The sequence below is a fragment of the Blautia acetica genome (assembly GCF_038739805.1).
Classification (GTDB): Bacteria; Bacillota; Clostridia; order Lachnospirales; family Lachnospiraceae; genus Blautia.
In genome coordinates this window covers 119,225-142,233 of record NZ_JBBEWO010000006.1, presented here as the reverse complement: position 1 = coordinate 142,233, position 23,009 = coordinate 119,225, and the positions used below count along the sequence as shown (strand labels likewise).

Sequence of the window (23,009 nt, the reverse complement as noted above, 5' to 3'; positions counted from 1 at the left end):
ACCTACCATTCAATGGTTTCTACCGGAACCGGATGCTCGTTCTGTTCCATGGAAGAAACCTTTCCGTTTTTGATATGAATGATGCGGTCTGCCATAGGAGCTATTGCAGAGTTATGGGTAATGACAATCACAGTCATCCCCATTTTCCGGCAGGTGTCCTGTAAAAGTTTCAGAATAGATTTTCCTGTATTGTAATCCAGCGCACCGGTAGGCTCATCACACAAAAGAAGTTTGGGATTTTTTGCCAAAGCCCTTGCTATGGAAACCCTTTGCTGCTCACCACCGGAAAGCTGTGCCGGGAAATTGTTCAATCGCTCTCCCAGCCCTACCTCCCGCAGTACCTGTGCCGCATCCAGCGGCTCTTTGCATATCTGCAGCGCCAGTTCTACGTTTTCAAGAGCTGTCAGATTCTGTACCAGATTGTAAAACTGAAATACAAATCCAATATCATCTCTCCGGTATCCTGTCAGTTGTCTGGAATTGTACTTTGCCACATCGCTGCCATCCACCAAAACCTGCCCCGAAGACGCGGTGTCCATGCCGCCCAGGATATTCAGTACCGTAGTTTTCCCCGCACCACTTGGGCCAACTACAACTACAAATTCGCCTTTTTTAATGGAAAAACAAATGCCGTCCACGGCCCGTATTTCCACCTCGCCCATCTTGTAAATCTTTGTCACATTTTCTAACTTTACATAATCTTCCATGCTTTCTCCTCGCTGTACTTCCTTTATGAAACCTGGGTCGCTCCTTGAATCCCTTTTATCAAAAGCTGTCCCGTAAGGGCCGCCATTCTCTCCGGACTTTGGGTAAAGTCCTGTTCAAACCAGTATCTCACAATACCCAACGCGCCTGCTGTGCAATACTGAAACTGTACCTGAAACTCCAGGGAGTTCCGGTCAAAACTTTTCGGATACGCAGTGAGATACCGCTCAAAAATACTCTCCAATAAATTTTTCCCACTGGAAACCATACTCCTTGCCCTCAGCAGCAAAATGCAGCTTTCCCTCTGCTCATATAGATACCGGAAAGCCTCTGCCGTCACATCTCCCACATGGTCCCGCAGTTCATCCGGAGTATACTTTTCTGCCATGTGCTTAATATCCCGACACATGTTTTCTTCTATTTCAGACAGCACGGAATACACATCTGTGTAATGAAGATAAAAAGTATTTCTGTGTATATGCGCCGCCTCTGTCAATTCCCGAATGGAAATTTCGTTTATCTCTTTTTTCTTGGACAATGAAATCAGAGCCTGAAGAATACTGGCCTTTGTCTTCTCTGTCCTTTTATCTGTGGTTTCTCTTTCCATTATGTAAAACGCTCCATAAGTTCCTGTGCAAATGCACAATTTCTACATTTTCATATTACTGTGAGAAGGTTGGGTTGTCAATGCGGCAAGTATTAAATAAATATAAATTATTTCTATGGACAATCAAAATCCCGATTCTGTCAAATGAAAAATGATGAATTGATTCCTCTGTATACCGCAAAAGACAATCTGGAAGCTGCTATGATTGCCGATGTTTTAGAAACAAATGGAATTGCTGCTGTCATGCAGGACGAAAGCAGCATGGGAGTTCTAAACCTTTACGGCGGATTTTCCAAAGCCGGAATTTTCATTTATGTGACAAAAGAAAACTATGAAAAAGCAAAAGAACTTTTAGAAGGTATGGGATTTTGAGAAAAAAAGAAACAACTGAAAAAAAGACGGAAAAAAATATAAAAATGAAAATAGCCAGAATGGAAAAGAATCTTTCGCAGATACAACTGGCTGAGCGGGTTGGGGTTACCCGGCAGACCATCGGTATGATAGAAGCCGGGGACTTTAATCCTTCTTTAAAACTCTGTATTGCTATCTGCAAAGAACTCGACTGTACATTAAATGATTTATTTTGGGAAGAATAGCCCAAAAGCAGGCTGTCTTCCCTCTTTTCTTATGGCTTACAGCTTCCGCAATCTGTATAGCCGCTTTCTCTCAGCATTTGAATATCTCCTTTATAATAAGCCCGGTTTTCCTCGTTCATGTTCTTCACAGAGGTGCAATCCGGCCTGTGAATTTTCTTTGTATGGATATTGAGGATATAATCGCAATTCTGTGCGTCACTATTATTCAGTATATCCGGATTTTCTCCGCTTTCCTCCTGTCCGCCGGAAGCCCCGCGCTGTCCCGGCGTATAATCATTGCAAGGCTCCTGTTCAAAGGAAATGCTGTTTCCGTCACTGTGCAAAATAATGGTTCCCTGCTTATCTGTCCGGAAGAGCGGCACTTGCTCTTCCTTAATCAGAGACACGGTATCCTGCCTGGGATGTCCATAACTGTTATCTGCCCCGCAGCTTATCACGCAATAAGACGGAGATACCTGTTCAAAAAATCTCCGACTCACATGGGAACCATGATGATTCATCAACATCACATCTGCTTTAATCTCTGTACCAGCGTCCAAAATTTCTTTTTCGCTTTCCAGACCTATATCACCGCCGATAAAAAAGCGATTCTTTCCATTTTCCAGAATTATTCCCACAGAATCCTGGTTTTCGTCTTCATGTCCATACGACACAGGGGAAATGATACGGAATTTTGCTGCCCCAAAAGCAAACTGTTCTCCCACCTTCGGGTGCAGTGCTTCATAGGATTTCTCCTTCACTGCCTTTTCATAAGAACGGTAAATAGCGGAATCTGTCTCATAGTCCGGTGTAATCAGCGTATCCACCGGAAAATTATACAGCGCACCGATAGCCCCCGCTAAATGATCTTCATCAAAGTGAGAAATCAAAATATAATCCAGCTTTTCGATTTTCTGCTCTTTCAGATAACGAACTACAAAAGACGAACTTTCCCTCGCTCCTCCATCTATCAGCATGTAATGTCCCTCTGACTCTGCCAGAATGGCATTGCCCTGTCCTACATCCAGATAATGTACTGTCAGTGAAGCATGTGCCGAATCCGCCTGCGCTTCTTCCTGTGTCTGTATCGGTTCTTCATTCTGCTGCGCAGCGTCTGCCTCTGTGCTGCTGATATCCATAGCATTGCACCCGGTAAGGGAAAACAGCAGTATCAGCATATATACCAGAAGATGTTTCCATTTTCGTTTTATCATATTTTTCTGCCCTTTCTTTTTAGTTTTACAGAACATACGTTCTTGCATTGCATATACTATCACAGATTTTGCGCTTTGTAAATAGCAAAAAAAGGCAATCCTGCCCGCCAAAATACCCCTTCTCTCTAAAAGGTATTCTTGCCTGCAAGGATTGCCCTTCCAAACCACTTTTCTTATTTCAGATTGTCCACGGCCGCTCTCTCAATAGCCAGCCCTGCTTTATATCTTACCATAAATTCATCAAAGCCCTTCACATCTCTTTCGTCCGGCTGCACTTCTGTGCCTTTCTGTCCGGCAAAGACTTTATTGCCCAGATACTCTTCCAGACTTTCGCCCTCTTCTTTATTTACCAGGTAAGAAGCCAGTACAGCAATTCCCCAGGCACCGCCTTCTCCCGCTGTTTCCATTACGGACACCGGTGTATGAATCGCACCGGACAGTAAATTCTGTCCCACGCCTTTTGTCTTAAACAGGCCGCCATGTCCCAGAATTTTGTCCAGTTTCACGCCTTCTTCTTTCAGAAGAATATCCATGCCTGTTTTCAGTGCGCCCAAAGAAGTAAACAGATGCACTCTCATAAAGTTTGCCAGATTGAACTTGCTTTCCGGTGTGCGGACAAACATCGGACGCCCCTCTTCAAAACCGGTAATATGCTCTCCCGAGAAATAATTATAAGACAGAAGACCGCCGCAGTCTGCATCTCCTTCCATCGCTTTGCGGTAAAGGGTTCCGAAAAGCTGATTCATATCCACTTTCATCCCCATGCTTTCTGCAAATTCCTTGAAAATACCCACCCAGGCATTTAAATCAGAAGTACAGTTATTGCAGTGTACCATTGCCACCAGGTTTCCGGTAGGTGTCGTCACCAAATCAATTTCAGGATATACCCTGGACAACTCTTTTTCCAGAACTACCATAGCAAACACCGAAGTTCCCGCAGACACATTTCCTGTGCGCCGGGCCACACTGTTGGTTGCCACCATTCCGGTTCCTGCATCTCCTTCCGGCGGACACAGCGGTACACCTGCTTCCAGTTCGCCCGTAACGTCCAGCAATTTGGCACCTGTCTCTGTCAGACGGCCTGCCTCTTCACCAGCCACCAGCACCTTAGGCAGAATATCGGCCAGCTTCCATGGAAATCCATAGGATGCAACCAGTTCATCAAACTGTTCCGTTCTCTTTTTATCATAATTGCGGATATTCATATCCACCGGGAACATACCGGAAGCTTCCCCAACCCCCAGTACCTTTTCTCCAGTTAATTTCCAGTGTACATAGCCCTCCAGAGTCGTCATAAAGTCAATGTCTTTTATATGCTCTTCTTTGTTGAGAATTGCCTGGTATAAGTGTGCAATGCTCCACCTCTGAGGTATGTGATAGGCAAAAAGCTGCGTCAGTTCTTCGCTGGCACGCTCCGTCATGGTATTTCTCCAGGTTCGGAATGGGACCAGCAAGTTTCCTGCCTTATCAAAAGGCATATAGCCGTGCATCATAGCACTGAATCCCAGTGCAGCCAGTTTTTTCACAGGCACACCGTATTTCTCCTTTACATCTTTTACCATATCCTGATAACTGTCCTGAATACCTTTCCAGATAGCTTCCTCGCTGTAGGTCCAGATATTGTTTACCAGCTGATTTTCCCACTCATGACTTCCGGACGCAATCGGTTCATTCTTTTCATTCACCAGAACTGCCTTAATTCTGGTGGAACCAAGCTCAATTCCAAGTACTGCTTTTCCGTTTACTACCGTACTTTTGTTTGCTTCTGCACTCATGTATATAGCCTCCTTGTAATTACGAATTCTTCTATCTTCTATTATACATACTTGTACGGTTGTAACGCTACTTGTTTTTAATACCGATTACACACTTTCTCCGCAAAGCACATCATATCCTTCACCACAATCTCTTTCCCGTCGTCCAGCACAGCTTTTCCTCTCATTTTTCCGAAAACCTGGTGCTGGTTCGACTCGATAACATTAAAAACATAGAAAAACCCCGTTCCTGGCACTCTTTCTCTCGAAATTTCATACCAAAAACAAGGCTTCTCTTATTGCAGCTTATTTCACTGCATATTCTTTTTCTTTATAATGATGTGCTTCTTCCAACATCATATCCTTCACCTTCATCAGACGAATCTGCGTACTTCTCTCATTTTCGTCCAGCTTCATGGTGATATATTTGATATTTCGCTGCGTCTCCGGAATAATGACGTGTTCCAGAGCATTTACACGCCGCCTGGTCTTCTCGATTTCCGCTGCCATCAGCTGGCAGGATTTTTCCACTTCTGCAAGCCTTAACATATCCGGCAGAATATCGGCCAGGGATTTTACCGCGCCGTCCAGGTCGCCGGAAGTAAAAGCAAAACCATAAGAATAAATATCATTGGCGTCTGCGGTTCTGGTCTTGGTATGAAACACCGGAATATCCACACTCATGACATTTTTCTTGTCTGCTTCCAGATAGACTTCCTGCTTGGGGGCCATTAAGGCCGTGTTTAAAATCTGCTCAGACATACCTGCCTTTGCAATCACGAAATTCTTATTCGCCGACAAAATCCCTTTTTCCACTTTCTGGCGAAGAGCCATGTTTTCTCTTACCAGGTCCAGAAACTGACGCATCAGTTCATCTCGCTTATCCTTTAAGAGTTTATGGCCCTTGACGGCAGTTACCAGCTTCTTTTTCAGGCGGGTGAGTTCCATTCGGGTAGGAGTTACCTGCGTAGATGCCAAAGTATCACCTCTTTCTAGTATTTGCCGTAATATTCGTCTAAGAATTTATCGTCAATACGTTTCAGTTCGCTTCTCGGCAGAATGGAAAGCAATTTCCAGCCGATTTTCAGTGTTTCTTCGATATCTCTGTTTGCCATATATCCCTGAGAAACGTATTCCTTCTCAAAGGCGTCTGCAAATTTTGCATAGATAATATCAATATCAGAAAGCGCTGCTTCACCCAGAATGACCATAAGTTCTTTCGCCTCTTTACCACGGGCATACGCTGCGAAAAGCTGGTTCATGGTATTGGAATGGTCTGCACGGGTCTTTCCTTCGCCGATACCTTTATCCTTCAGGCGGGACAGGGAAGGCAGTACGTCGATAGGCGGTGTCACACCTTTTCGGTACAGTTCACGGCTTAAGATAATCTGTCCCTCTGTGATATAACCTGTCAGGTCAGGGATTGGGTGGGTCTTATCATCTTCCGGCATGGTCAGAATCGGAATCATGGTAATACTTCCCTTTTTGCCTTTCTGACGTCCGGCTCTTTCGTACATGGTTGCCAGGTCTGTATACATATAACCCGGATAACCACGGCGTCCCGGAACTTCTTTACGGGCTGCGGATACCTCACGAAGAGCGTCCGCGTAGTTGGTAATATCCGTAAGGATAACCAGAACGTGCATATCCTTTTCAAATGCCAGATATTCTGCAGCAGTCAGTGCCATTTTCGGTGTGGCAATACGCTCTACCGCCGGGTCATTCGCCAGGTTGATAAAGAGAACCGTTCTGTCAATAGCGCCTGTCTCTTTAAAGCTTTCTACGAAAAAGTTGGATTCCTCAAAAGTAATACCCATAGCTGCAAATACAACGGCAAAGTTTTCTCCTGAACCGCGTACCTTTGCCTGTCTCGCAATCTGCGCTGCAAGCTGTGCATGAGGCAGACCGGAAGCGGAGAAAATCGGCAGCTTCTGTCCACGAACCAGGGTATTCAGACCGTCAATGGCAGAAACACCTGTCTGAATAAACTCTTCCGGATAACTTCTGGCAGCCGGGTTCATCGGCAGACCATTGATGTCTCTTCTCTCGTCCGGCAGGATTTCCGGACCGTCGTCAATAGGACGTCCCAGGCCGTCAAAGACACGTCCCAGCATATCCTCAGATACGCCAAGTTCCATGCTTCGTCCCAGGAAACGCACCTTACTGTTGGACAGGTTGATACCGGTAGAACTTTCAAAAAGCTGTACCAGCGCATTGCTTCCGTCAATTTCCAGAACCTTGCAGCGGCGAGTTTCACCGCTGGCCAGTTCGATTTCTCCTAATTCATCATAATGTACATTTTCAACGCCGCGTACCAGCATAAGAGGGCCGGCAACTTCCTGTATGGTTCTATACTCTTTCGGCATTAGAAGTCCTCCTTCCCTAATACATTGGCAATTTCTTCTGAAAGCTGTTTTAAGACAGCTTCATACTCGTTGTCCAAATTGTCTTCTGTTACATATTTAAAACGTCCGATTTTTTCACGAACTTCCAGTTTTACAAGGTCCTGAATACCCGCACCTTTTTCCAGTGCTTCTGCCCCCTGCTCATAGTAAGCCACTACCAGTTTCATCAAGAGATGCTGCTTTTTCAGAGAACTGTAAGTATCCACTTCATGGAAAGAGTTCTGGTGCAGGAAGTCCTCACGGATAGAACGGGCTGCTTCCATTTTCAGGCGGTCACCTGCGGAAAGCGCGTCCATACCAACCATTTTTACGATTTCTTCCAGTTCTGCCTCGTCCTGCAGAAGGCTCATCATTTTCTGACGTCCCTCCATCCAGTCCGGCGCTACTTTTTCATTGAACCATTTTTCCATGTTGTCCAGATACAGAGAGTAGCTGGTCAGCCAGTTAATGGCCGGGAAATGTCTCTTATAAGCAAGAGACGCGTCCAGCCCCCAGAATACCTTGACAATACGAAGAGTTGCCTGGGAAACCGGCTCGGAAATATCACCACCCGGAGGAGATACGGCGCCGATAACGGAAAGGGCGCCTTCTCTCTTATCCTTCCCAAGAGAAATCACATGACCGGCTCTCTCGTAGAACTGAGCCAGACGGGAACCCAAATATGCAGGATAACCTTCTTCACCCGGCATTTCCTCCAGACGTCCCGACATCTCTCGAAGAGCCTCTGCCCAACGGGAAGTGGAGTCTGCCATCAGCGCTACGGAATATCCCATATCACGGAAATATTCTGCAATGGTAATACCGGTATAAATAGATGCCTCACGGGCCGCAACCGGCATATCGGAAGTATTGGCAATAAGCACAGTTCTCTCCATCAGAGACTGGCCTGTTTTCGGGTCTTTCAGTTCCGGAAACTCGTTCAATACGTCTGTCATCTCGTTTCCGCGTTCTCCGCAGCCGATATATACAACGATGTCCGCTTCCGCCCATTTTGCCAGCTGGTGCTGAATAACGGTTTTTCCGCTTCCGAATGGTCCCGGAACGGCTGCCACACCACCTTTGGCAATAGGGAAGAAAGTATCAACAACACGCTGTCCCGTTACCAGAGGCATTTCCGGCGGAAGTTTTTTCAGATAGGGACGGCCTTTACGAACCGGCCATTTCTGCGCCATGGTAAGTTCTCTGTCACCATTTTCTCCTGCAATCACAGCCACCACTTCGTCTACGGTAAATTCTCCTGCTTTAATCTCTTTGACAGTACCTTTGACGCCATAAGGAACCATGATTTTATGATTGACTACGATAGTCTCCTGTACCGTACCGATAATGTCGCCGGCTTCCACCGCATCACCTGGTTTTACCGCAGGAACAAAGTCCCATTTCAAATTTCTTTTCAGAGAAGGAACTTCCACACCTCTCTTTAAATTGGTGCCGGAAACCTTCATAATATCATCCAGAGGTCTCTGAATACCGTCATAAATACTGGTAATCAGACCTGGTCCAAGTTCTACGGAAAGAGGCTCCCCTATGGATTCTACCGGTTCTCCGGGTCCAAGTCCCGAAGTTTCCTCGTATACCTGAACAGATGCCTCATCTCCATGCATTTCTATGATTTCACCAATCAGACGCTGATTACTTACACGAACCACGTCGAACATATTCGCGTCACGCATGCCTTCTGCAATAACCAGCGGTCCTGCTACTTTTTTAATCGTACCCTTGCTCATGGTCACGTATCACCTGCTTTCTAATTATTACTGAACAGAATATCAGAACCGACTGCCTGTTCTACAGAGTCTTTCACTCCCTGCACTCCGTCGCCTGTATTTCCGAATACACCGGGAATCCGGATAACAGCGGGCAACAGTCTTTCCTGAAATTTCTCTATTATCTGTCCGCACTCGGCTGCCGCAGCTTCCGTGATATAGACAATTCCATATCCGCTGTCGGCCAGAGCTGCTAATCTTTCTTCTGTTTCCCTGCGGTTTGCCACCGGGAAAATTTCAAGACCCAGTGCGGCAAATCCGTAAATACTGTCGTAATCACCTACCACTGCAATCTTATACATACATTTCCCTTACCCTTTCCCGGATAGCCTCCTCGGAAAAACCATTCTGTTTTCCGGAAAGAATAATCCGCACGGTTTTTATTTCATTCTCCCTTGCCAGCAGGTACGCTACCAGCGGTCCTACGGAAAAGGATTCATATTTCTGGGGCTGCATAGTGCGCATCATACGGTTGTCGCACCATCTCTCAAATGCGGAAGATGATTCTGCAATAGCTGCTGCACCTTCTGCATAAACAGTTCCTGCCAGATAGTCCACAATAGCTTCCATGCTGCTGCATGCCGCCTTTGCCAGACGTTCCACATTCAGCGACTTGCACGGTGCCATTGCACGTTTCATAAATTCTATTGTCTTTGCGGTTTTCTGTGAACGCACAGCAATCTTAATATCCGCAATGGCTACCATAGATTCCGCATAATCCCGGATAATGCTGTCTGTAGCCCGCTCTCCTGCATGGTACACAGCCTCAAGAGCCGCCTTATCCACAATCACATCACACAACTGCCCGTCTCCTGTATGAAGAAGGGTTTCATAAGCTTCCTTTGCCGCGCTCGCCATATATTCAGGAAGTCTGGAAAATTCTTTGCTGCGGATAATATCCAGCATTTCATCCGGTGAAATATTGGTATCCTCATAGTAAATTTTCCGGTTCCTTCCATTCTGGGAAGTGCAGGCTTCTTTAACGGCTGCCTTTAAGTTGTGAAACAGATTGGGATAGGAAAAAACGTCAAACACAGACATATCCACATGCAAATCCCGAATAGTCTCCCACGCCTTTTCCTGCTCACGGTCTAAAATTGCCTCTGCCTTTGCAGGCGTATCTGCGTCTCCCCAGCCCTTTTCCTGCAAAAGCTGAATACATTGCTGCTCTGTACTGCAGGCCAGAAGCTGTTCAATCACTGAAGCGTCAAACAACGCTATTTCCAACGCCCGGATTCGCGCAACCGCATAGGTATATTTCGTACTAGACAAGTCCATTCCTCCTTTTTGCGGTTATGCTTCTAAAAATAATAAACGGTGAACTTTGTCAGAAAGTTCGTCTCTTTTGGAACTGAACATAGCCTCAAAGGTACAGTTTTCTTCAATTCCTCCATATATAAGAACAAATCCGCCGCATACCTTTCTGCTTTCCTTTGAAAGTGTCAGTACGCCGCCTTTCTCTCTTGCTATCGCCTGAATCTCTTCTTCAAAGCCCTGAGGCAGTCTCTTTAAATCTGTGTCAGAAAAACAAATTTCCCCTTCCTGTGCCAGCACAAACTTATGCAGCATTTTTCTGAGAAGGGCAAAATAGGTTTCATCATCTGCGTTCAGCAAGGTTTGATATGCACTGTCCAGCACCTCTTTGATGATTTCCTGTTTTGCTGTAAGGAGTGCTTTTCTTCTCTGTAAATCACAGGAAGAAACAGCACGTTCCTCAACCGCTTTCACCTCTTCTTCTGACTTTTGGGAGATTTCTCTGCACGCAGCTTCTGCCTCTTCTTTTCCCTTTTCCTTCACTGCATTTGCCTGTTTTTCAGCATCTGCAAGGATTTCTCCGGCAGCGGCTTTTGCTTCTTCAAGAATCTGGCTTTTCATTTTTTCTAATCCAGTCATTCTTCTGCTCTCCTTTACGATTTCTGCAATAAAAACTCAATTAAAACTGAAGATTTGTTACAGCCAGAATGGAAATCAGAAGCGCCAGGATTGCATAAGTCTCAACCATTGCAGGGAAAAGCATAGCTTTACCGAACTGTTCCGGTTTCTTAGCAACAATTCCGATGGCTGCTGCAGATGTCTTGCCCTGAGATTTTCCGGAAATCAATCCAACAATACCGATAGGAAGACACGCTGCCAGTACCAGAAGCCCCTGCTGTGGTGTTAATTCCAACATTCCGCCGCCTAAAAGTCCGATTTTAGACAGTGTAATAAATCCAACCAGAAGACCATAAATACCCTGTGTACCCGGCAGAAGCTGCATAATCAATACTTTTGCAAACTTGCTTGGGTCTTCTGAAACAACCCCTGACGCAGCCTGACCTGCAATACCAACTCCGATTGCAGAACCCGCACCTGCTAAAAATACTGCCAATGCTGCACCTAATAATGCATAAACAATTCCTAAATGACTCATAAACTTTTTTCCTCCTTAATATCCACATACTTTGTATTGAACTTAAACGGGTGAAAGGCTTTTCCTCCACCCTCATAAAATTTGCCGAAAAATTCAACAAACTGCAGACGGTTCGTATGAACGTAGGCGCCTAAAATATTAATGGCCATGTTAAAGGTATGTCCGAATACAAAGACTACCAGGAACACAACTACACCTAAAACGCCGTCTCCCATCATACTGCCCATCTGGTTAATAACCGAAGCAATTACACCGGTTGCCAGTCCCAGCGCCAGAAGACGGGAATAAGAAAGCACATCGCTAAGCCAGCCTGTTACATTATAAATATCGTAAGCACCAAGGGCCAGACGAAGCCCGAAGTTCTTACTGGAACGTCCTGACATAAACAGAAGTCCCAACGCACCTGCAATAGCAAGAATCTTTCCTGCGCTTCCCACAAACGGTGGGAAAATGCTGGGGTCTACCTGCGCAATAGAGGCAAAAATAGAACTGGGCAGCAACAGGAGCAGTAATCCGATAAGGAATACATACCACAACACCACATCGCAGAAAAAGTCCAGAACTTTCTTGTCTCTTAAAAGCATATACCCCTTAATGCCCAGTCCCACAAACAAATGAATCAGACCAAATGCCATGGAATACATCAGCATACGCATGGGCTCATTTAAAGGAACAAACCAAAGCGCCTTTACAAGACCGCCTTCCGGAACCTCCACATGGAAAAAGGTTCGTGCCACTACATCTATGGCATCTCCAAAATATCCACCAAAAAGGATACCCCATATTAAAGTAGAAACCCCGCAGTACATAAACATCTTAATGGATTTTTTCAAAGACTGTTCCATACGCGGGAACTTCTTCAGTATCACAAAACAGCCCAGGAACATCACCAGCCCATACGCTGCATCGGACAGCATCAATCCAAAGAAAAACACATAGAAGAAGGACATCAGCATTGTGGGGTCTATTTCTCCCTTTTTTGGAAGACCATAGGACTCCAGAACACCTTCCACGGATTCTGAAAATCCATTGTTTTCCAGAAGCACCGGCATCTCTTCCTCTTCCGGGATTTCCTCTGTCTCAAAGCTTAAATCAAAGTCCGCATTTAATGCTTTTTCCAGCGCGGGTACTGCCTTTGCTGGTACATAACCTTCTGCCAGAAACGTTTTCTTTGACTGGGGAAGTTGTCCCAGTATCTGATATTTCTCGGCTCTTGCCCGGAAATAATCTGAAATCAGTTTGAATTTCTCCCGTTCAGAAGCATAGGAAGCAATTTTATTGCCACATTCTTCCATCTCCTGCTGCAAAACTGTAATTTGCTGCTGCAGGTCTTCTTTTTCCCTGGCCGGAATCTTGCTCATACTCTGAGACGGCCTGGCAAATCCACTCTGCCGAAGAATTTCTTCCACTTTTTCCACATCTTTTTTCAGGCAGACCACCGCAAGATACACCGTATCTCTTTCCGAAGATAAAATAGAAATATCCACTCCGGACACCTCCGGCGCCTGCTCTAAAATCAGACTGTAAATATCTTCCAGTGTCAAACTTCCTGACATCGAACCAATGAGCACTGCCGCAGTTTCCGTTCCCTGGAAATCTCCGGGAATATCCAGATTCATCCACGGACGCAGGGCCTCTATCTGATTTTCCAGCTTCTGCACATTAGCTTTGCACTCTGCCGTCTGCTTATGCAGTTTGACCACTTGCGCCGCCATATCCAGAACTTCCTTTTCCCTATGGGCAGTTTCAAGATATTTGCTCTTTTCTATCAGGTCTTTGCCTTCCAGACTGGCAAACATGGATACCTTTTCCGGTACATACTCCTGAAGAATATTCAGCGCCGTGTCCGCCAAAGCTGCATTTTTCTCAAATGCGCTCCGATCTTCCTGAGTATTTACTGTCTGAAAACCTTCTTCTTCACTTTCAAATCTGGAGATTTCCATAACACCCATGGACTGAATTTTCTCCAAAATGGCTTTTCTGTCCTTTTTCAGCGCGCAGATACTGACTTTTTGCATCTGCAATACTGCCATATTCGCATCACTCCTTATTTCCTGTTTTTGTTGGCAGTCTTATATCAGACTTTCAATAACAGCCTGTACTGCCTGCTTTTCTTTTTCTTTTGCAGTCCTTTTTATTTCTGCAATTTCCTTTTCCGCCGATCTCAAAGCTTCTGCAAGCCTTCTCTCTCCGGCAGCCTGCGCAGCTTCTCTATTTGCTTTCGCCTTCTCCTGCGCATTCTCAATCATAGTGGCCTTCGCCCGCTCCGTTTCCTGTTTCGCCTGCTGGAGAATCTGCGCGCCCTGACTTTTGGCATTAGCTGCAATCTCCTCCGCTTCCTGTTCAGTTTTCCGGATTTCTTTGATTGTTTCTTCTACCACAGTATCACCACCTTCACATAGTTTGATATTACTATGAATTATGCATTTTGTCAATTTAATAACGAATTTTGTCGTCTCAATCGCCAATATTATAAGTTTCATCCCTGTTTCCAAAAGACAAAAGGAGAGATTGTGTTGATTTTGTACAATCTCTCCTTTTGTCTTTTGTGTGTTTTAACAAATTATCTTGTTAGCAATTCACTTCTTTTATTCACTTTCACATCAGCGCTTTATTCATATAAATAATTAGCGTATTCTTTAGAATCCACATTGGAACTGTCTATCCACTGATAGCCCGTATTGATAAACTTATCATTTGGCAGCCCCATATCAGCCCGGATACCGGAAATAATCGTAGCATATCCCATTCCATAAGCGTTCTGCACAAAGGTTCCAAGCTCTGTTCCGTTTTTCACTGCATTCACCTGCTTTTTACCTGCATCAAATCCCAACACGGTGATTTCTTTCCCGGAAGCTGCTACGACATCCAGAACGTCATTGGCTGCATACTCATTTGTACAATAATAGCCCTTCACTTCCGGATACAAAACCAGAACAGCCTCTGCCATTTCCGACATACTGTTTTCTTCGTTTTCATGAGAAATATTCACAATCTCAATCTCGGGATAGTTCTTTGCAATTTCTTCTGTAAATCCCTTTTCCCTATCCTGACTGCTCTTGGAAGTTTCTGCATGAGCCATAATCGCTACCTGCCCTTTATTTCCAATAGCTTCCGCCATCTTTTTGGCTGCTTCTGCCCCTGCCGCGTAATTATCTGTAGCGCACACTGTATTTACCAGTTCACTTTCCACACCTGAGTCCAAAATCACCACGGGGATTTCATTTCCCATAGCCTCTTCCAGCTGTGCGCCGCAGGATTCCATATCTATGGCTGACAGACATAAAACCGTAGGATTTTCCGCCAGAACTGCGTCAATGGTATTAATCTGGCTTTCCACATCCAGCTCATCTGCAGGTCCTTCAAAGGATAGTTTAACCTTATCATCTCCTTTGTATCCCATTTTTTCATTCAAATCTTTGACTGCAGCTGTCATTCCCTTTTTCACAGTCGCCCAGAAATTGGATTTGGTATTTTTTACCACGACTGCAATATGACTTCCCGGTTCGGGATTTAATTCTTCCAGAGCCGTATAGTCTATGGTCCCGGCGCTTTCTTTCAGCACTTTCATTGTCATATCTTCTGCCATATCACTCTCTTCGCCTGCAGCATCCTGGCCTTCTTCCTCTGTCGGGTTTTCCATTTCACTGCTTTCCGAATTCTTATCCGCTTCTTCTTTTGCCTCTGTATCGCTGTCTTCTGCTTTATCTTCTGTCTTATTTTCTTCTGTCGTCTTATCCTCCGTCTGTGCCTGAACGGTATTTTTCCCATTTTTATCGGATTCAGATTTGCCGCATGCACTGATGCTTCCCATAGTCAGCATGGCACATAAAAACATTACCACTACTTTTTTCATGACTTTACCCGCCTTTTACAACAATTTATCTTTGGATTTAAAAACTACGTTTCCATTATACACGAAAGCCATTATTAGTCCATAGCTATTGCTTTTTGTTTATAAAATTTTTTGAAATTCCGTAGATAAGAAGCGCAGACAGAGGTCCCAGAAGAAAACCGAAACCACCGTACAAAAAAATCCCCAAATATACGGACAGCAGTACCAGCAGGGGCGAAACTCCCATATGATTCCCAATGAGCCTGGGTTCCAGAATCTGTCTTACCACCGCTGTCACCCCATATAAAACCAGAAATCCTACCCCCTGGAAACTGTCCCCCAGAAGCATCTGAAAAATCCCCGCCGGAACCAGAAATAATCCCGTCCCCAAAACCGGAAATGCATCGAGAATCCCCAAGACCAGTCCATAACCCAAAAAGTGTCTGACTTTTAAAATCCAAAGACCACCGATACATAACAGACAGATAACAGCCATAATCTTCAACTGCGCGTGCAGATACTGCCCTACTCCCCGAAATACTTCCTGCGCCAGGCGCTTCATGTTCCTGAAAAAGTCCTGTTTTTCCAAGAACCCCCTGATTTTCTCCCGTTCCTGAAGGAATAAAATTGAGGACACAACAGCCACCATCAACATCCCGACGATTATCACACAGCAGCGGACAGATTCCATGGCCGTGTCCATTCCTTTTCCGTCCCGCAGAAAATAATTCCCTATATTTTCTATTTGTCCGCAAAGATACGCGCTGCTTTTCTCTGCTGAAATCCCCGTCATGTGTTCCACACCTTTGCAGCACTGCTCCAGCAAATCCTCTGCGTAATTTTTTATCACGGGATAATACCGCAGACAGTCCCCGATTTTCCCGGTAAGATAATCCGCCCCTGCCAAAAGTCCCCATACTCCCGTACATACAGCCAACAAAATCAACACTCCGCCAATGCCGCTTTCTGTCAAATGCAGAGTTTTTCCAAATTTAGTTTTTGCCATACCATAAGCCACCGGATGTATTATCTCAGCCAGAAGAAAGCCACAAAAAAAGGGGAGCATAACAGGAAAAACATATTTCATTCCCAGAAATACGCCCGCAATTACTCCCACTGTCATTAAAAATTTTTTCCGGTTCATCTTCGGTTCCCCCATACTTTCATTTATCCTGTTATGAATAGTATGAGAAAACAGAACCTTCCTATACTATAGGAAAATTTCCAACCGGTGTTACCTGAAATTCCATTTTTTTCTTTGTTGCCGGATGAAAAAAAGAAAGCTTATACGCGCACAGCGCAATCTGCTGCCACTGGTCCTTTTCCTTTTCTTCAAGGTTATATTTCGTATCTCCAAACAGAGGCATTCCTGCGTAAGCCATCTGTACACGAATCTGATGATGCCGCCCTGTGTGAAGATGAATTTCCACAAGGCTTCCCTCTTCCGTTTCCTTTAAAACGCAATAATCCAGTTCCGCCCTTTTGCTGGACGAAGTTTTCTTTTCCACAACTCTGGAGGTATTTGTTCTGGAGTCTTTTTCCATTTCATTTACCAGACGACCTTTTTTTTCTTCCGGCTTTCCCTGCACATAAGCCAGATATTTCTTCTCCATTTTCCCCTGCTGTATCTGCTGACTGAGGTCTGCTGCGCTTCCTTTATTTTTTGCAAATACAAGGATTCCCTGTACCGGCTGGTCCAGACGGTGGATAACCGCCAGATAGGTTCCCTGCCCTTTGCCTGCAAGATAATTTCTTAAAGCGCTCTCCATATCCATGCAGCCCGGCTTTCTGGTCTGTACCGGAAAACCGGCCGGTTTACAGCATACAACCACATCTTTATCTTCATATAATATATTTTCTTCTATTTTTATAGTATTCATCATAACCCCGTAATTTTGTTTTTTCTTTCTATTTTACCACAGAAATCGAACAACCGCTATATCTTCATCTTTTCAGATATAACGGTTGTTCTAATGTTCTGCGTTATTCAATTTTTTATTCCTTTCTCTCCAAACTTCTAAATTGACATTTACAAGTTAAGAATTTACGTTTTTCCCTTTCCCCTGTCTATAAATTCTATATGAATTTACTGAAAGTTTTCTATCAATCTATCTATGCGGATAATAAAAAGTTTCTGAACAAATAGTTCGGGCTATTTGTTTTCAAAGATTTTCTTTATACATTTCTTTTGAATATAACGTATCTTTTCAGATTCACGGAATACAACAGGTTTATTTCAACGAATACAACTCATTATACTACTTTTTCGCTATACTTTTAAATGATGTATAAATACTTTTCTCTTTTAAAATATATTTCTTTACATATATTTTAAAACCTTCTTATTATTTTTGTGGTAAACATTCAATATGAGGACACCTTTGATATTTACCTGAAACCTTTTCCTTTATCTATATACAGATATGTAAGGATTTTTTCTTTTTATCATCTTTTCAGGTCTTTCTTAGGGGAGTTATGCCTTACCACTCTCATATTGATAATTAGATTCTTCACATCCCATTGGACTGAACCTCCTTACCGTATTCAAAAACCCTTTCACCTTTCCATTACTTTTGTCCTTGGTACTTTTTCATTATTTTTATCACTTATTTTGTATTCTCCGTACACCTAAAGTTTTTTGAATAATGATTCTTCTTTTGTACCTTGTAGCCAACTTTAAAATTGATTTCTCGTTTCAAATTTTAAATTGGATATGAAGTAGTGTTTGTAAGGTGTTTTGTTTTTTGTTGATTTTATAATACACCACTCGCCTGTATTTGTCAATATATTTTTTGTAAAAAGTTTTATTTTTTTATTATTTACTAATGCATTTTATTTAAGCTGTAAATTAATTATATTTTTCAGAATTGTATATTCAATTTTATTTTTTCATGACAGTAACTGCAAAAGAAGCCGTTATACACATTTCTGTGTACAACAGCTTCCCTTTTCCTATAAGTCCTCTGCATCAGACAACCGTTTATGCTACTCTGCTGCCTCTGTATTTGTTTCTCCGTCCTCATTTGTGCTGTCGGTTGTCTCAGGCTGCTTAATAGTATACTGATCATTGTCTGTGAGCTTTACTTTTTTCCACTCTTTCTTATCCACAGTGAACTTGGTCTCTTTTTTCCAGTCTTCCAGTAAGTCACTATAAGTTTCCTGTTTCCGCTGGTTTACAATACTCTCTTTTTCCTGGTCTGTAGCTTCACGATCCAAAACACTGTCCATCCTTACCACATAATAACCGCTCTCGCCTTCTACCACTTCTCCATAAAGAGTGCCGTCTGTCAGGGTCTTTGCAGCCTCTTTCACCTTATCATCCAAAAGACTGTCATCCTCACCGAAAGTAGTATCCACAGCGCTGAGGTTTTCATCCACCTCTTTAGCCAGTGCATCCATATCCGCAGAAGCCACATCCCCGGAGGCTTTGACCTTATCAAGAACAGCCTGGGCCTGGGCTTTCTTCGCCTGTTTTTCCTCATCGGTAATAGGGGTAGTGGTTCCATCCTCATTCAGGGTATCACTGATATCCACTTTACAGTAGGTAATTTTGCTCTGTGCAGCCTCGGAATCTTCCACATTCGTATCCACATCTGCCGTCATTGGCTCATACATACGGTTCTGGTAAGTATACAGTTCCAGAAGTGTTTCCACATCAGACTGTGTAACTGCCAGTTTTTCCAACGTTGCCTTATCATTGGCTTCTGTAAAAGCCTTTGCCGCTGTTTCGATTTCTTCCTGCTCCTCTTCGGAAACAGTCACATTATAGTCTTTTGCATGCTGCTTCAAAAGAATCATACTCTCTAACTGGTCTACCACACTTTCCTTTGTGGTATCTGCATATGTCTTTCCATCGCCTGCATCCTGCTCCCACATTCCTGTTGTACTTCCGCCCATCATAGCATAGTAGGATATCATCTGCGCCTGATTCATACGAAGCATCAGGTTCGCAGTTCCTATGGTTACAGTGTCCTCTCCTCCGGTAATCAGCGGTTTTGTTCCATCTATTTTATCACTGCCGCAGCCTGCAAGCGCTGTCATACTCATAGCGCCCGCCAGAACTGCACATGCAACTCTTTTTGAAAATCTATTCATATGTTCCTCCCTGTGTGCAATATCTTTTTCCATTATAGACGCTTTTTTCGTAGGGAGCAAGGGAATTTTCACGGAACAATGTGAATTTACTCTGTTTCCTCTGCCACGGATTGGAAATCTTTTAAAATACTGCCCAAAAGTTCCAGCACATCCAGCGTTTCCTTGGGTCTGCGTCCTTTTAAAGAAACCAGAAAATATGGCGTTTCCTCCAGTTTCATCTTGAGGTTATTCTTGTATTTTTCCAGAATAGGCGGGAATCCTGCCGGATTGATTTTGGCCCTCTCAAACATGGAAATCTTTACTTCTTTTCCGGTCTGCTTGATTTCCTTAATGTAAACCCTATGAGCCAACGCTTTCAGGCTTGCAATGGAAAGCAGATTCTGCACTGCTTTGGGCGGCTCTCCAAAACGGTCCATGAGTTCTTCCAGCATATCCTCGTACTCTTCCTCAGATTCAATCCCCGCAATCCGCTTGTAAATATCCAGCTTCTGATATTCATTTGGAATATAAGAAGGGGGAATGTAAGCATTTAATTCCAGGTCAATGGCAGTTTCAAAGTCTTCCTGCTTTTTCAGGCCTTTCTCTTCCCGCACTGCTTCTTCCAGCATTTTGCAGTACAAGTCATATCCCACAGCCTGCATATGTCCATGCTGCTCTGCTCCCAGAAGGTTTCCGGCGCCGCGGATTTCCAGATCCCGCATGGCAATTTTAAAGCCGCTGCCCAAATCTGTAAATTCCCGGATAGCATGAAGGCGCTTCTCTGCTACTTCTTTGAGCATTTTATTCTTCCGATACATCAAAAAGGCATAAGCCGTCTTGTTGGAACGCCCCACACGCCCCCGCAGCTGATAAAGCTGGGAAAGCCCCATCTGATCCGCGTCGTGAATAATCATGGTGTTGGCATTGGAAATATCCAGACCTGTTTCGATAATAGTGGTGGAAACCAGAACGTCAATCTCTCCGTTGATAAATCCATACATGATTTTTTCCAGCTGATGCTCATGCATCTGCCCGTGGGCAAAAGCCACATTGGCTTCCGGTACCAGCTTTGCCACCCGGTTTGTCACTTCGTCAATGTCATTGACGCGGTTGTATACATAATACACCTGACCGCCTCTGGCCATTTCCCTGCTGATAGCCTCCCGCACCATTTCCTCATTATACTCCATGACAAAAGTCTGGATTGGCATACGGTCCATGGGAGCCTCTTCCAACACACTCATGTCCCGGATTCCAATAAGACTCATATGCAGCGTCCTGGGAATGGGCGTTGCCGTCAGGGTGAGCACGTCCACATTTTCTTTCATTTTCTTGATTTTTTCTTTGTGGGTGACACCGAAACGCTGTTCCTCGTCAATGATTAAAAGTCCTAAATCTTTGAATTTAATATCCTTGGAAAGCACCCTATGGGTTCCAATCAGAATATCCACCAGACCTTTCTGCAAATCTGTAATGGTTTTCTTTTGCTGGGCCGGAGTTTTAAACCGGCAAAGCAAATCCACACGCACAGGAAAATCCTTCATTCTCTGAACAAAGGTATTGTAATGCTGCTGAGCCAGAATGGTGGTGGGTACCAGATAGACTACCTGCTTGCCCTCCTGAACTGCTTTGAAGGCAATACGGATGGCCACTTCCGTTTTTCCGTATCCCACGTCTCCGCAGATTAGACGGTCCATAATCTTTGGACTTTCCATATCTTTTTTTGCAGCTTCAATGGCCAGCAGCTGGTCTTCGGTTTCTTCATAGGGAAACATTTCTTCAAATTCCCGCTGCCAGACGGTATCCGGTTCATACTGAAATCCTGTCTGGGCCTGTCGGGCTGCATACAGTTTCACCAAATCTTTGGCAATATTTTTCACCGCACCCCGGACCTTGGTCTTGGTTTTCTTCCACTCCTGTCCTCCCAGACGGTTGAGCTTGGGTACTTTTGCGTCTGCTCCGGCATATTTCTGCAGCACGTCCAGCTGGTTGGGAAGAATATACAAAGTCGTATCGCCGGCATACTCGATTTTAATATAATCCTTGGTTACCCGGTCTACGGTAATCTTTTCAATGCCCTTATAGACCCCAAGTCCGTGATTTTCGTGCACCACATAGTCGCCAATGCTCAGTTCTGCAAAGTTCTGAATTTTTTTACCGCTGTACTCCGTCTTTTTCCGCCGCTTTTTCTTTGCCTGACCGAAAATATCGGACTCTGTAATCATAACAAATTTTACAAGGGGGTATTCAAAGCCTCGGCGCATACGTCCAAAAGCTGTCATAATCTCTCCGGGGGCAATGACCCGGTTCATATCCTCTGTAAAGAAGCTGTTTAATCCCTGTTCCCGCAAGTCTTCTGCCAGACGAGCCGCTCTGGTACGGGAACCGGAAAGCAGCAGAACCTGATAGCCGTTTTCCCCAAATTGTTTCAAGTCCTTTACCAGAAGTTCAAAACTGTTATTATAGGGGCTTACCGACTGGGCGGAAATATGAAACTGCTCCTGAATATCCCATTCTCCCTTTTTTTGCTCAATGGTACAGAGAGACACACCGTTTTTCTTGTTCAGCTTATGAATGGTCTCTTTACAGCTAATGAGCAAATCCGCCTGTCCGGACAATAGATAGCCCTTTTCCAGCCTGTGCTCCATGCTCTCCCGAAATTCCGTTTCCACAGCGTTTCCCTGCTCAGCCAGACGATTGGTTTCGTCCAGAATTACCAGCGTTTCCTCTGTTGTAAAATAGTCAGTAAATGTCACCGCATCTTTATAAAAATACCGCAAAAAATGCTCTGCCACAGAAAAATCTTCAAATTCCTTCAGACAGTCCACAGCCTCGTCCACGCTCTGTTTCAGTCTGGCTCCCTCTTCTGTTAAAAAGGCATCTCGAAACTTTTTCACTGCGGCGGTTTTCTCTTTTTCAATCCGCTCCAGTCCCTCTTTCAGCACCTGGGGACTTAATACAATTTCTGAAGCGGGATAAATCGTAATTTCCTCCAGATTCTCTATGGAACGCTGACTTTCTGCGTCAAAACTACGAATAGAGTCAATCTCGTCTCCCCACAGTTCAATACGCACGGGATTATCCTCTGTAAGCGGAAAAATATCAATGATTCCTCCCCGAAAACAAAATTGTCCGGGGGCCTCTGCCTGGGCGCAGCGCTCATACCCCATACCAAGCAGCTTTTTCTTCAGATTTTCCATATCCAGAGGGCTGTCAGCGCCAAAGTGCAGCGTGTGTTCCTCCAGGACGGAAAGCGGCAGCAGATAATCCATACAGCCGCCCATGCTGGTAATAACCGTCACTCCTTTTTTTTGCAAAAGAGCCGCCAAAACCTTCATCCGCTCTCTGGTCAGCAGATTGCCGTGAATATCTGCCTGAAAGAAAATCAAATCTTTTGCCGGATACAAATATACGTCCCTGTCATAGAGACGGTAATCCTCATATAATTCTTTTGCCTTTAAATCATTCTCAGCGACGATAAGACAGTTCTTCGCGCACGGCCTGCCATCTTTTCTTAAACCTTCTAAAAGCCCATATATCATATGGGCTTTCTGGGATTCCACGCAGCCCGAAAGCTGGAGGATACCTTTATGTTGGGGAATCCGCGCTTTCAGTTCCCCGTATTCGCTGAGTTTTTCCAAGGGCTGCATGAATACTTGCATTT

At 44.4% G+C, this 23,009-nt stretch carries 21 protein-coding genes; 2 read left to right on the top strand and 19 right to left on the bottom strand.

The genetic code is table 11. From position 1 onward, the window contains the following. Positions 1-2 precede the first annotated feature (2 nt). A complete protein-coding gene (locus WBS51_RS06215; protein WP_173749078.1) occupies positions 3-707 on the bottom strand; it encodes an ABC transporter ATP-binding protein in 705 nt (234 codons plus the stop codon). Between the two features lie 23 nt (positions 708-730). Further along, positions 731-1,312, bottom strand: a complete 582-nt coding sequence (locus WBS51_RS06210; protein WP_173749077.1) for a TetR/AcrR family transcriptional regulator — start codon at positions 1,310-1,312, stop codon at positions 731-733. Positions 1,313-1,456: 144 nt separating this feature from the next. Here WBS51_RS06210 and WBS51_RS06205 point away from each other — a divergent pair, with 144 nt between their 5' ends. Continuing rightward, positions 1,457-1,684: a putative signal transducing protein gene (locus WBS51_RS06205; protein WP_291681154.1), complete on the top strand. Its 228-nt coding sequence runs from the start codon at positions 1,457-1,459 to the stop codon at positions 1,682-1,684. 44 nt (positions 1,685-1,728) lie between these two features. Continuing rightward, positions 1,729-1,908 (top strand): helix-turn-helix transcriptional regulator, encoded by a 180-nt coding sequence (locus WBS51_RS06200; RefSeq protein ID WP_173749088.1) that lies wholly within the window; start codon positions 1,729-1,731, stop codon positions 1,906-1,908. Positions 1,909-1,937: 29 nt separating this feature from the next. Here WBS51_RS06200 and WBS51_RS06195 read toward each other — a convergent pair whose 3' ends face one another. The 17 genes from WBS51_RS06195 to mfd form a co-directional block, all read right to left on the bottom strand. After that, complete coding sequence (locus tag WBS51_RS06195) at positions 1,938-3,101, bottom strand: ComEC/Rec2 family competence protein (RefSeq protein ID WP_226853560.1); 1,164 nt, start codon at positions 3,099-3,101, stop codon at positions 1,938-1,940. Positions 3,102-3,274: 173 nt separating this feature from the next. Continuing rightward, positions 3,275-4,876 carry a xylulokinase gene (locus WBS51_RS06190; protein ID WP_294459348.1) on the bottom strand — a complete coding sequence of 534 codons (1,602 nt, stop codon included), beginning with the start codon at positions 4,874-4,876 and terminating at the stop codon, positions 3,275-3,277. Between the two features lie 77 nt (positions 4,877-4,953). Continuing rightward, entirely contained in the window at positions 4,954-5,112 is a 159-nt protein-coding gene (locus WBS51_RS06185; protein ID WP_226853558.1) for a DUF2804 family protein, read from the bottom strand. Positions 5,113-5,161: 49 nt separating this feature from the next. Then, the gene (locus WBS51_RS06180; RefSeq protein WP_173749072.1) at positions 5,162-5,833 is read right to left on the bottom strand and encodes a V-type ATP synthase subunit D; all 672 of its coding nucleotides are present in this window, start codon (positions 5,831-5,833) and stop codon (positions 5,162-5,164) included. A 14-nt stretch (positions 5,834-5,847) separates the two neighbouring features. Continuing rightward, positions 5,848-7,221 (bottom strand): V-type ATP synthase subunit B, encoded by a 1,374-nt coding sequence (locus tag WBS51_RS06175; RefSeq protein ID WP_173749071.1) that lies wholly within the window; start codon positions 7,219-7,221, stop codon positions 5,848-5,850. Then, positions 7,221-8,987, bottom strand: coding sequence for a V-type ATP synthase subunit A (locus tag WBS51_RS06170; protein ID WP_173749070.1), 1,767 nt, complete (start codon positions 8,985-8,987; stop codon positions 7,221-7,223). Before WBS51_RS06170 ends, WBS51_RS06175 begins: the two co-directional genes overlap by 1 nt. A 20-nt stretch (positions 8,988-9,007) precedes the next feature. After that, a complete protein-coding gene (locus WBS51_RS06165; protein ID WP_173749069.1) occupies positions 9,008-9,328 on the bottom strand; it encodes a V-type ATP synthase subunit F in 321 nt (106 codons plus the stop codon). Beyond that, positions 9,321-10,298, bottom strand: coding sequence for a V0D/AC39 family V-type ATPase subunit (locus tag WBS51_RS06160; protein ID WP_173749068.1), 978 nt, complete (start codon positions 10,296-10,298; stop codon positions 9,321-9,323). The genes WBS51_RS06165 and WBS51_RS06160 overlap by 8 nt, the downstream gene beginning before the upstream one ends. 21 nt (positions 10,299-10,319) lie before the next feature. Beyond that, a complete protein-coding gene (locus WBS51_RS06155) occupies positions 10,320-10,919 on the bottom strand; it encodes a V-type ATP synthase subunit E (RefSeq protein ID WP_173749067.1) in 600 nt (199 codons plus the stop codon). 40 nt (positions 10,920-10,959) lie between these two features. Beyond that, positions 10,960-11,436, bottom strand: coding sequence for a V-type ATP synthase subunit K (locus WBS51_RS06150; protein ID WP_173749066.1), 477 nt, complete (start codon positions 11,434-11,436; stop codon positions 10,960-10,962). Further along, a complete protein-coding gene (locus tag WBS51_RS06145; protein WP_294459356.1) occupies positions 11,433-13,469 on the bottom strand; it encodes a V-type ATP synthase subunit I in 2,037 nt (678 codons plus the stop codon). The genes WBS51_RS06150 and WBS51_RS06145 overlap by 4 nt, the downstream gene beginning before the upstream one ends. Positions 13,470-13,508: 39 nt before the next feature. Next, the gene (locus WBS51_RS06140; RefSeq protein WP_294459359.1) at positions 13,509-13,817 is read right to left on the bottom strand and encodes a hypothetical protein; all 309 of its coding nucleotides are present in this window, start codon (positions 13,815-13,817) and stop codon (positions 13,509-13,511) included. Positions 13,818-14,047: 230 nt separating this feature from the next. Continuing rightward, positions 14,048-15,292 carry an ABC transporter substrate-binding protein gene (locus WBS51_RS06135; RefSeq protein WP_291681161.1) on the bottom strand — a complete coding sequence of 415 codons (1,245 nt, stop codon included), beginning with the start codon at positions 15,290-15,292 and terminating at the stop codon, positions 14,048-14,050. 85 nt (positions 15,293-15,377) lie between these two features. Next, on the bottom strand, positions 15,378-16,430 hold the full coding sequence (locus WBS51_RS06130; protein WP_291681162.1) for an AI-2E family transporter: 1,053 nt from the start codon (positions 16,428-16,430) through the stop codon (positions 15,378-15,380). Positions 16,431-16,476: 46 nt separating this feature from the next. Then, the gene (locus WBS51_RS06125) at positions 16,477-17,154 is read right to left on the bottom strand and encodes an RluA family pseudouridine synthase (protein ID WP_308781672.1); all 678 of its coding nucleotides are present in this window, start codon (positions 17,152-17,154) and stop codon (positions 16,477-16,479) included. A gap of 1,102 nt (positions 17,155-18,256) precedes the next feature. Then, the gene (locus WBS51_RS06120) at positions 18,257-19,366 is read right to left on the bottom strand and encodes a peptidylprolyl isomerase (RefSeq protein WP_173749062.1); all 1,110 of its coding nucleotides are present in this window, start codon (positions 19,364-19,366) and stop codon (positions 18,257-18,259) included. Positions 19,367-19,452: 86 nt separating this feature from the next. Then, entirely contained in the window at positions 19,453-23,007 is a 3,555-nt protein-coding gene (gene mfd / locus WBS51_RS06115; RefSeq protein ID WP_294459363.1) for a transcription-repair coupling factor, read from the bottom strand. Between the last annotated feature and the right edge of the window lie 2 nt (positions 23,008-23,009).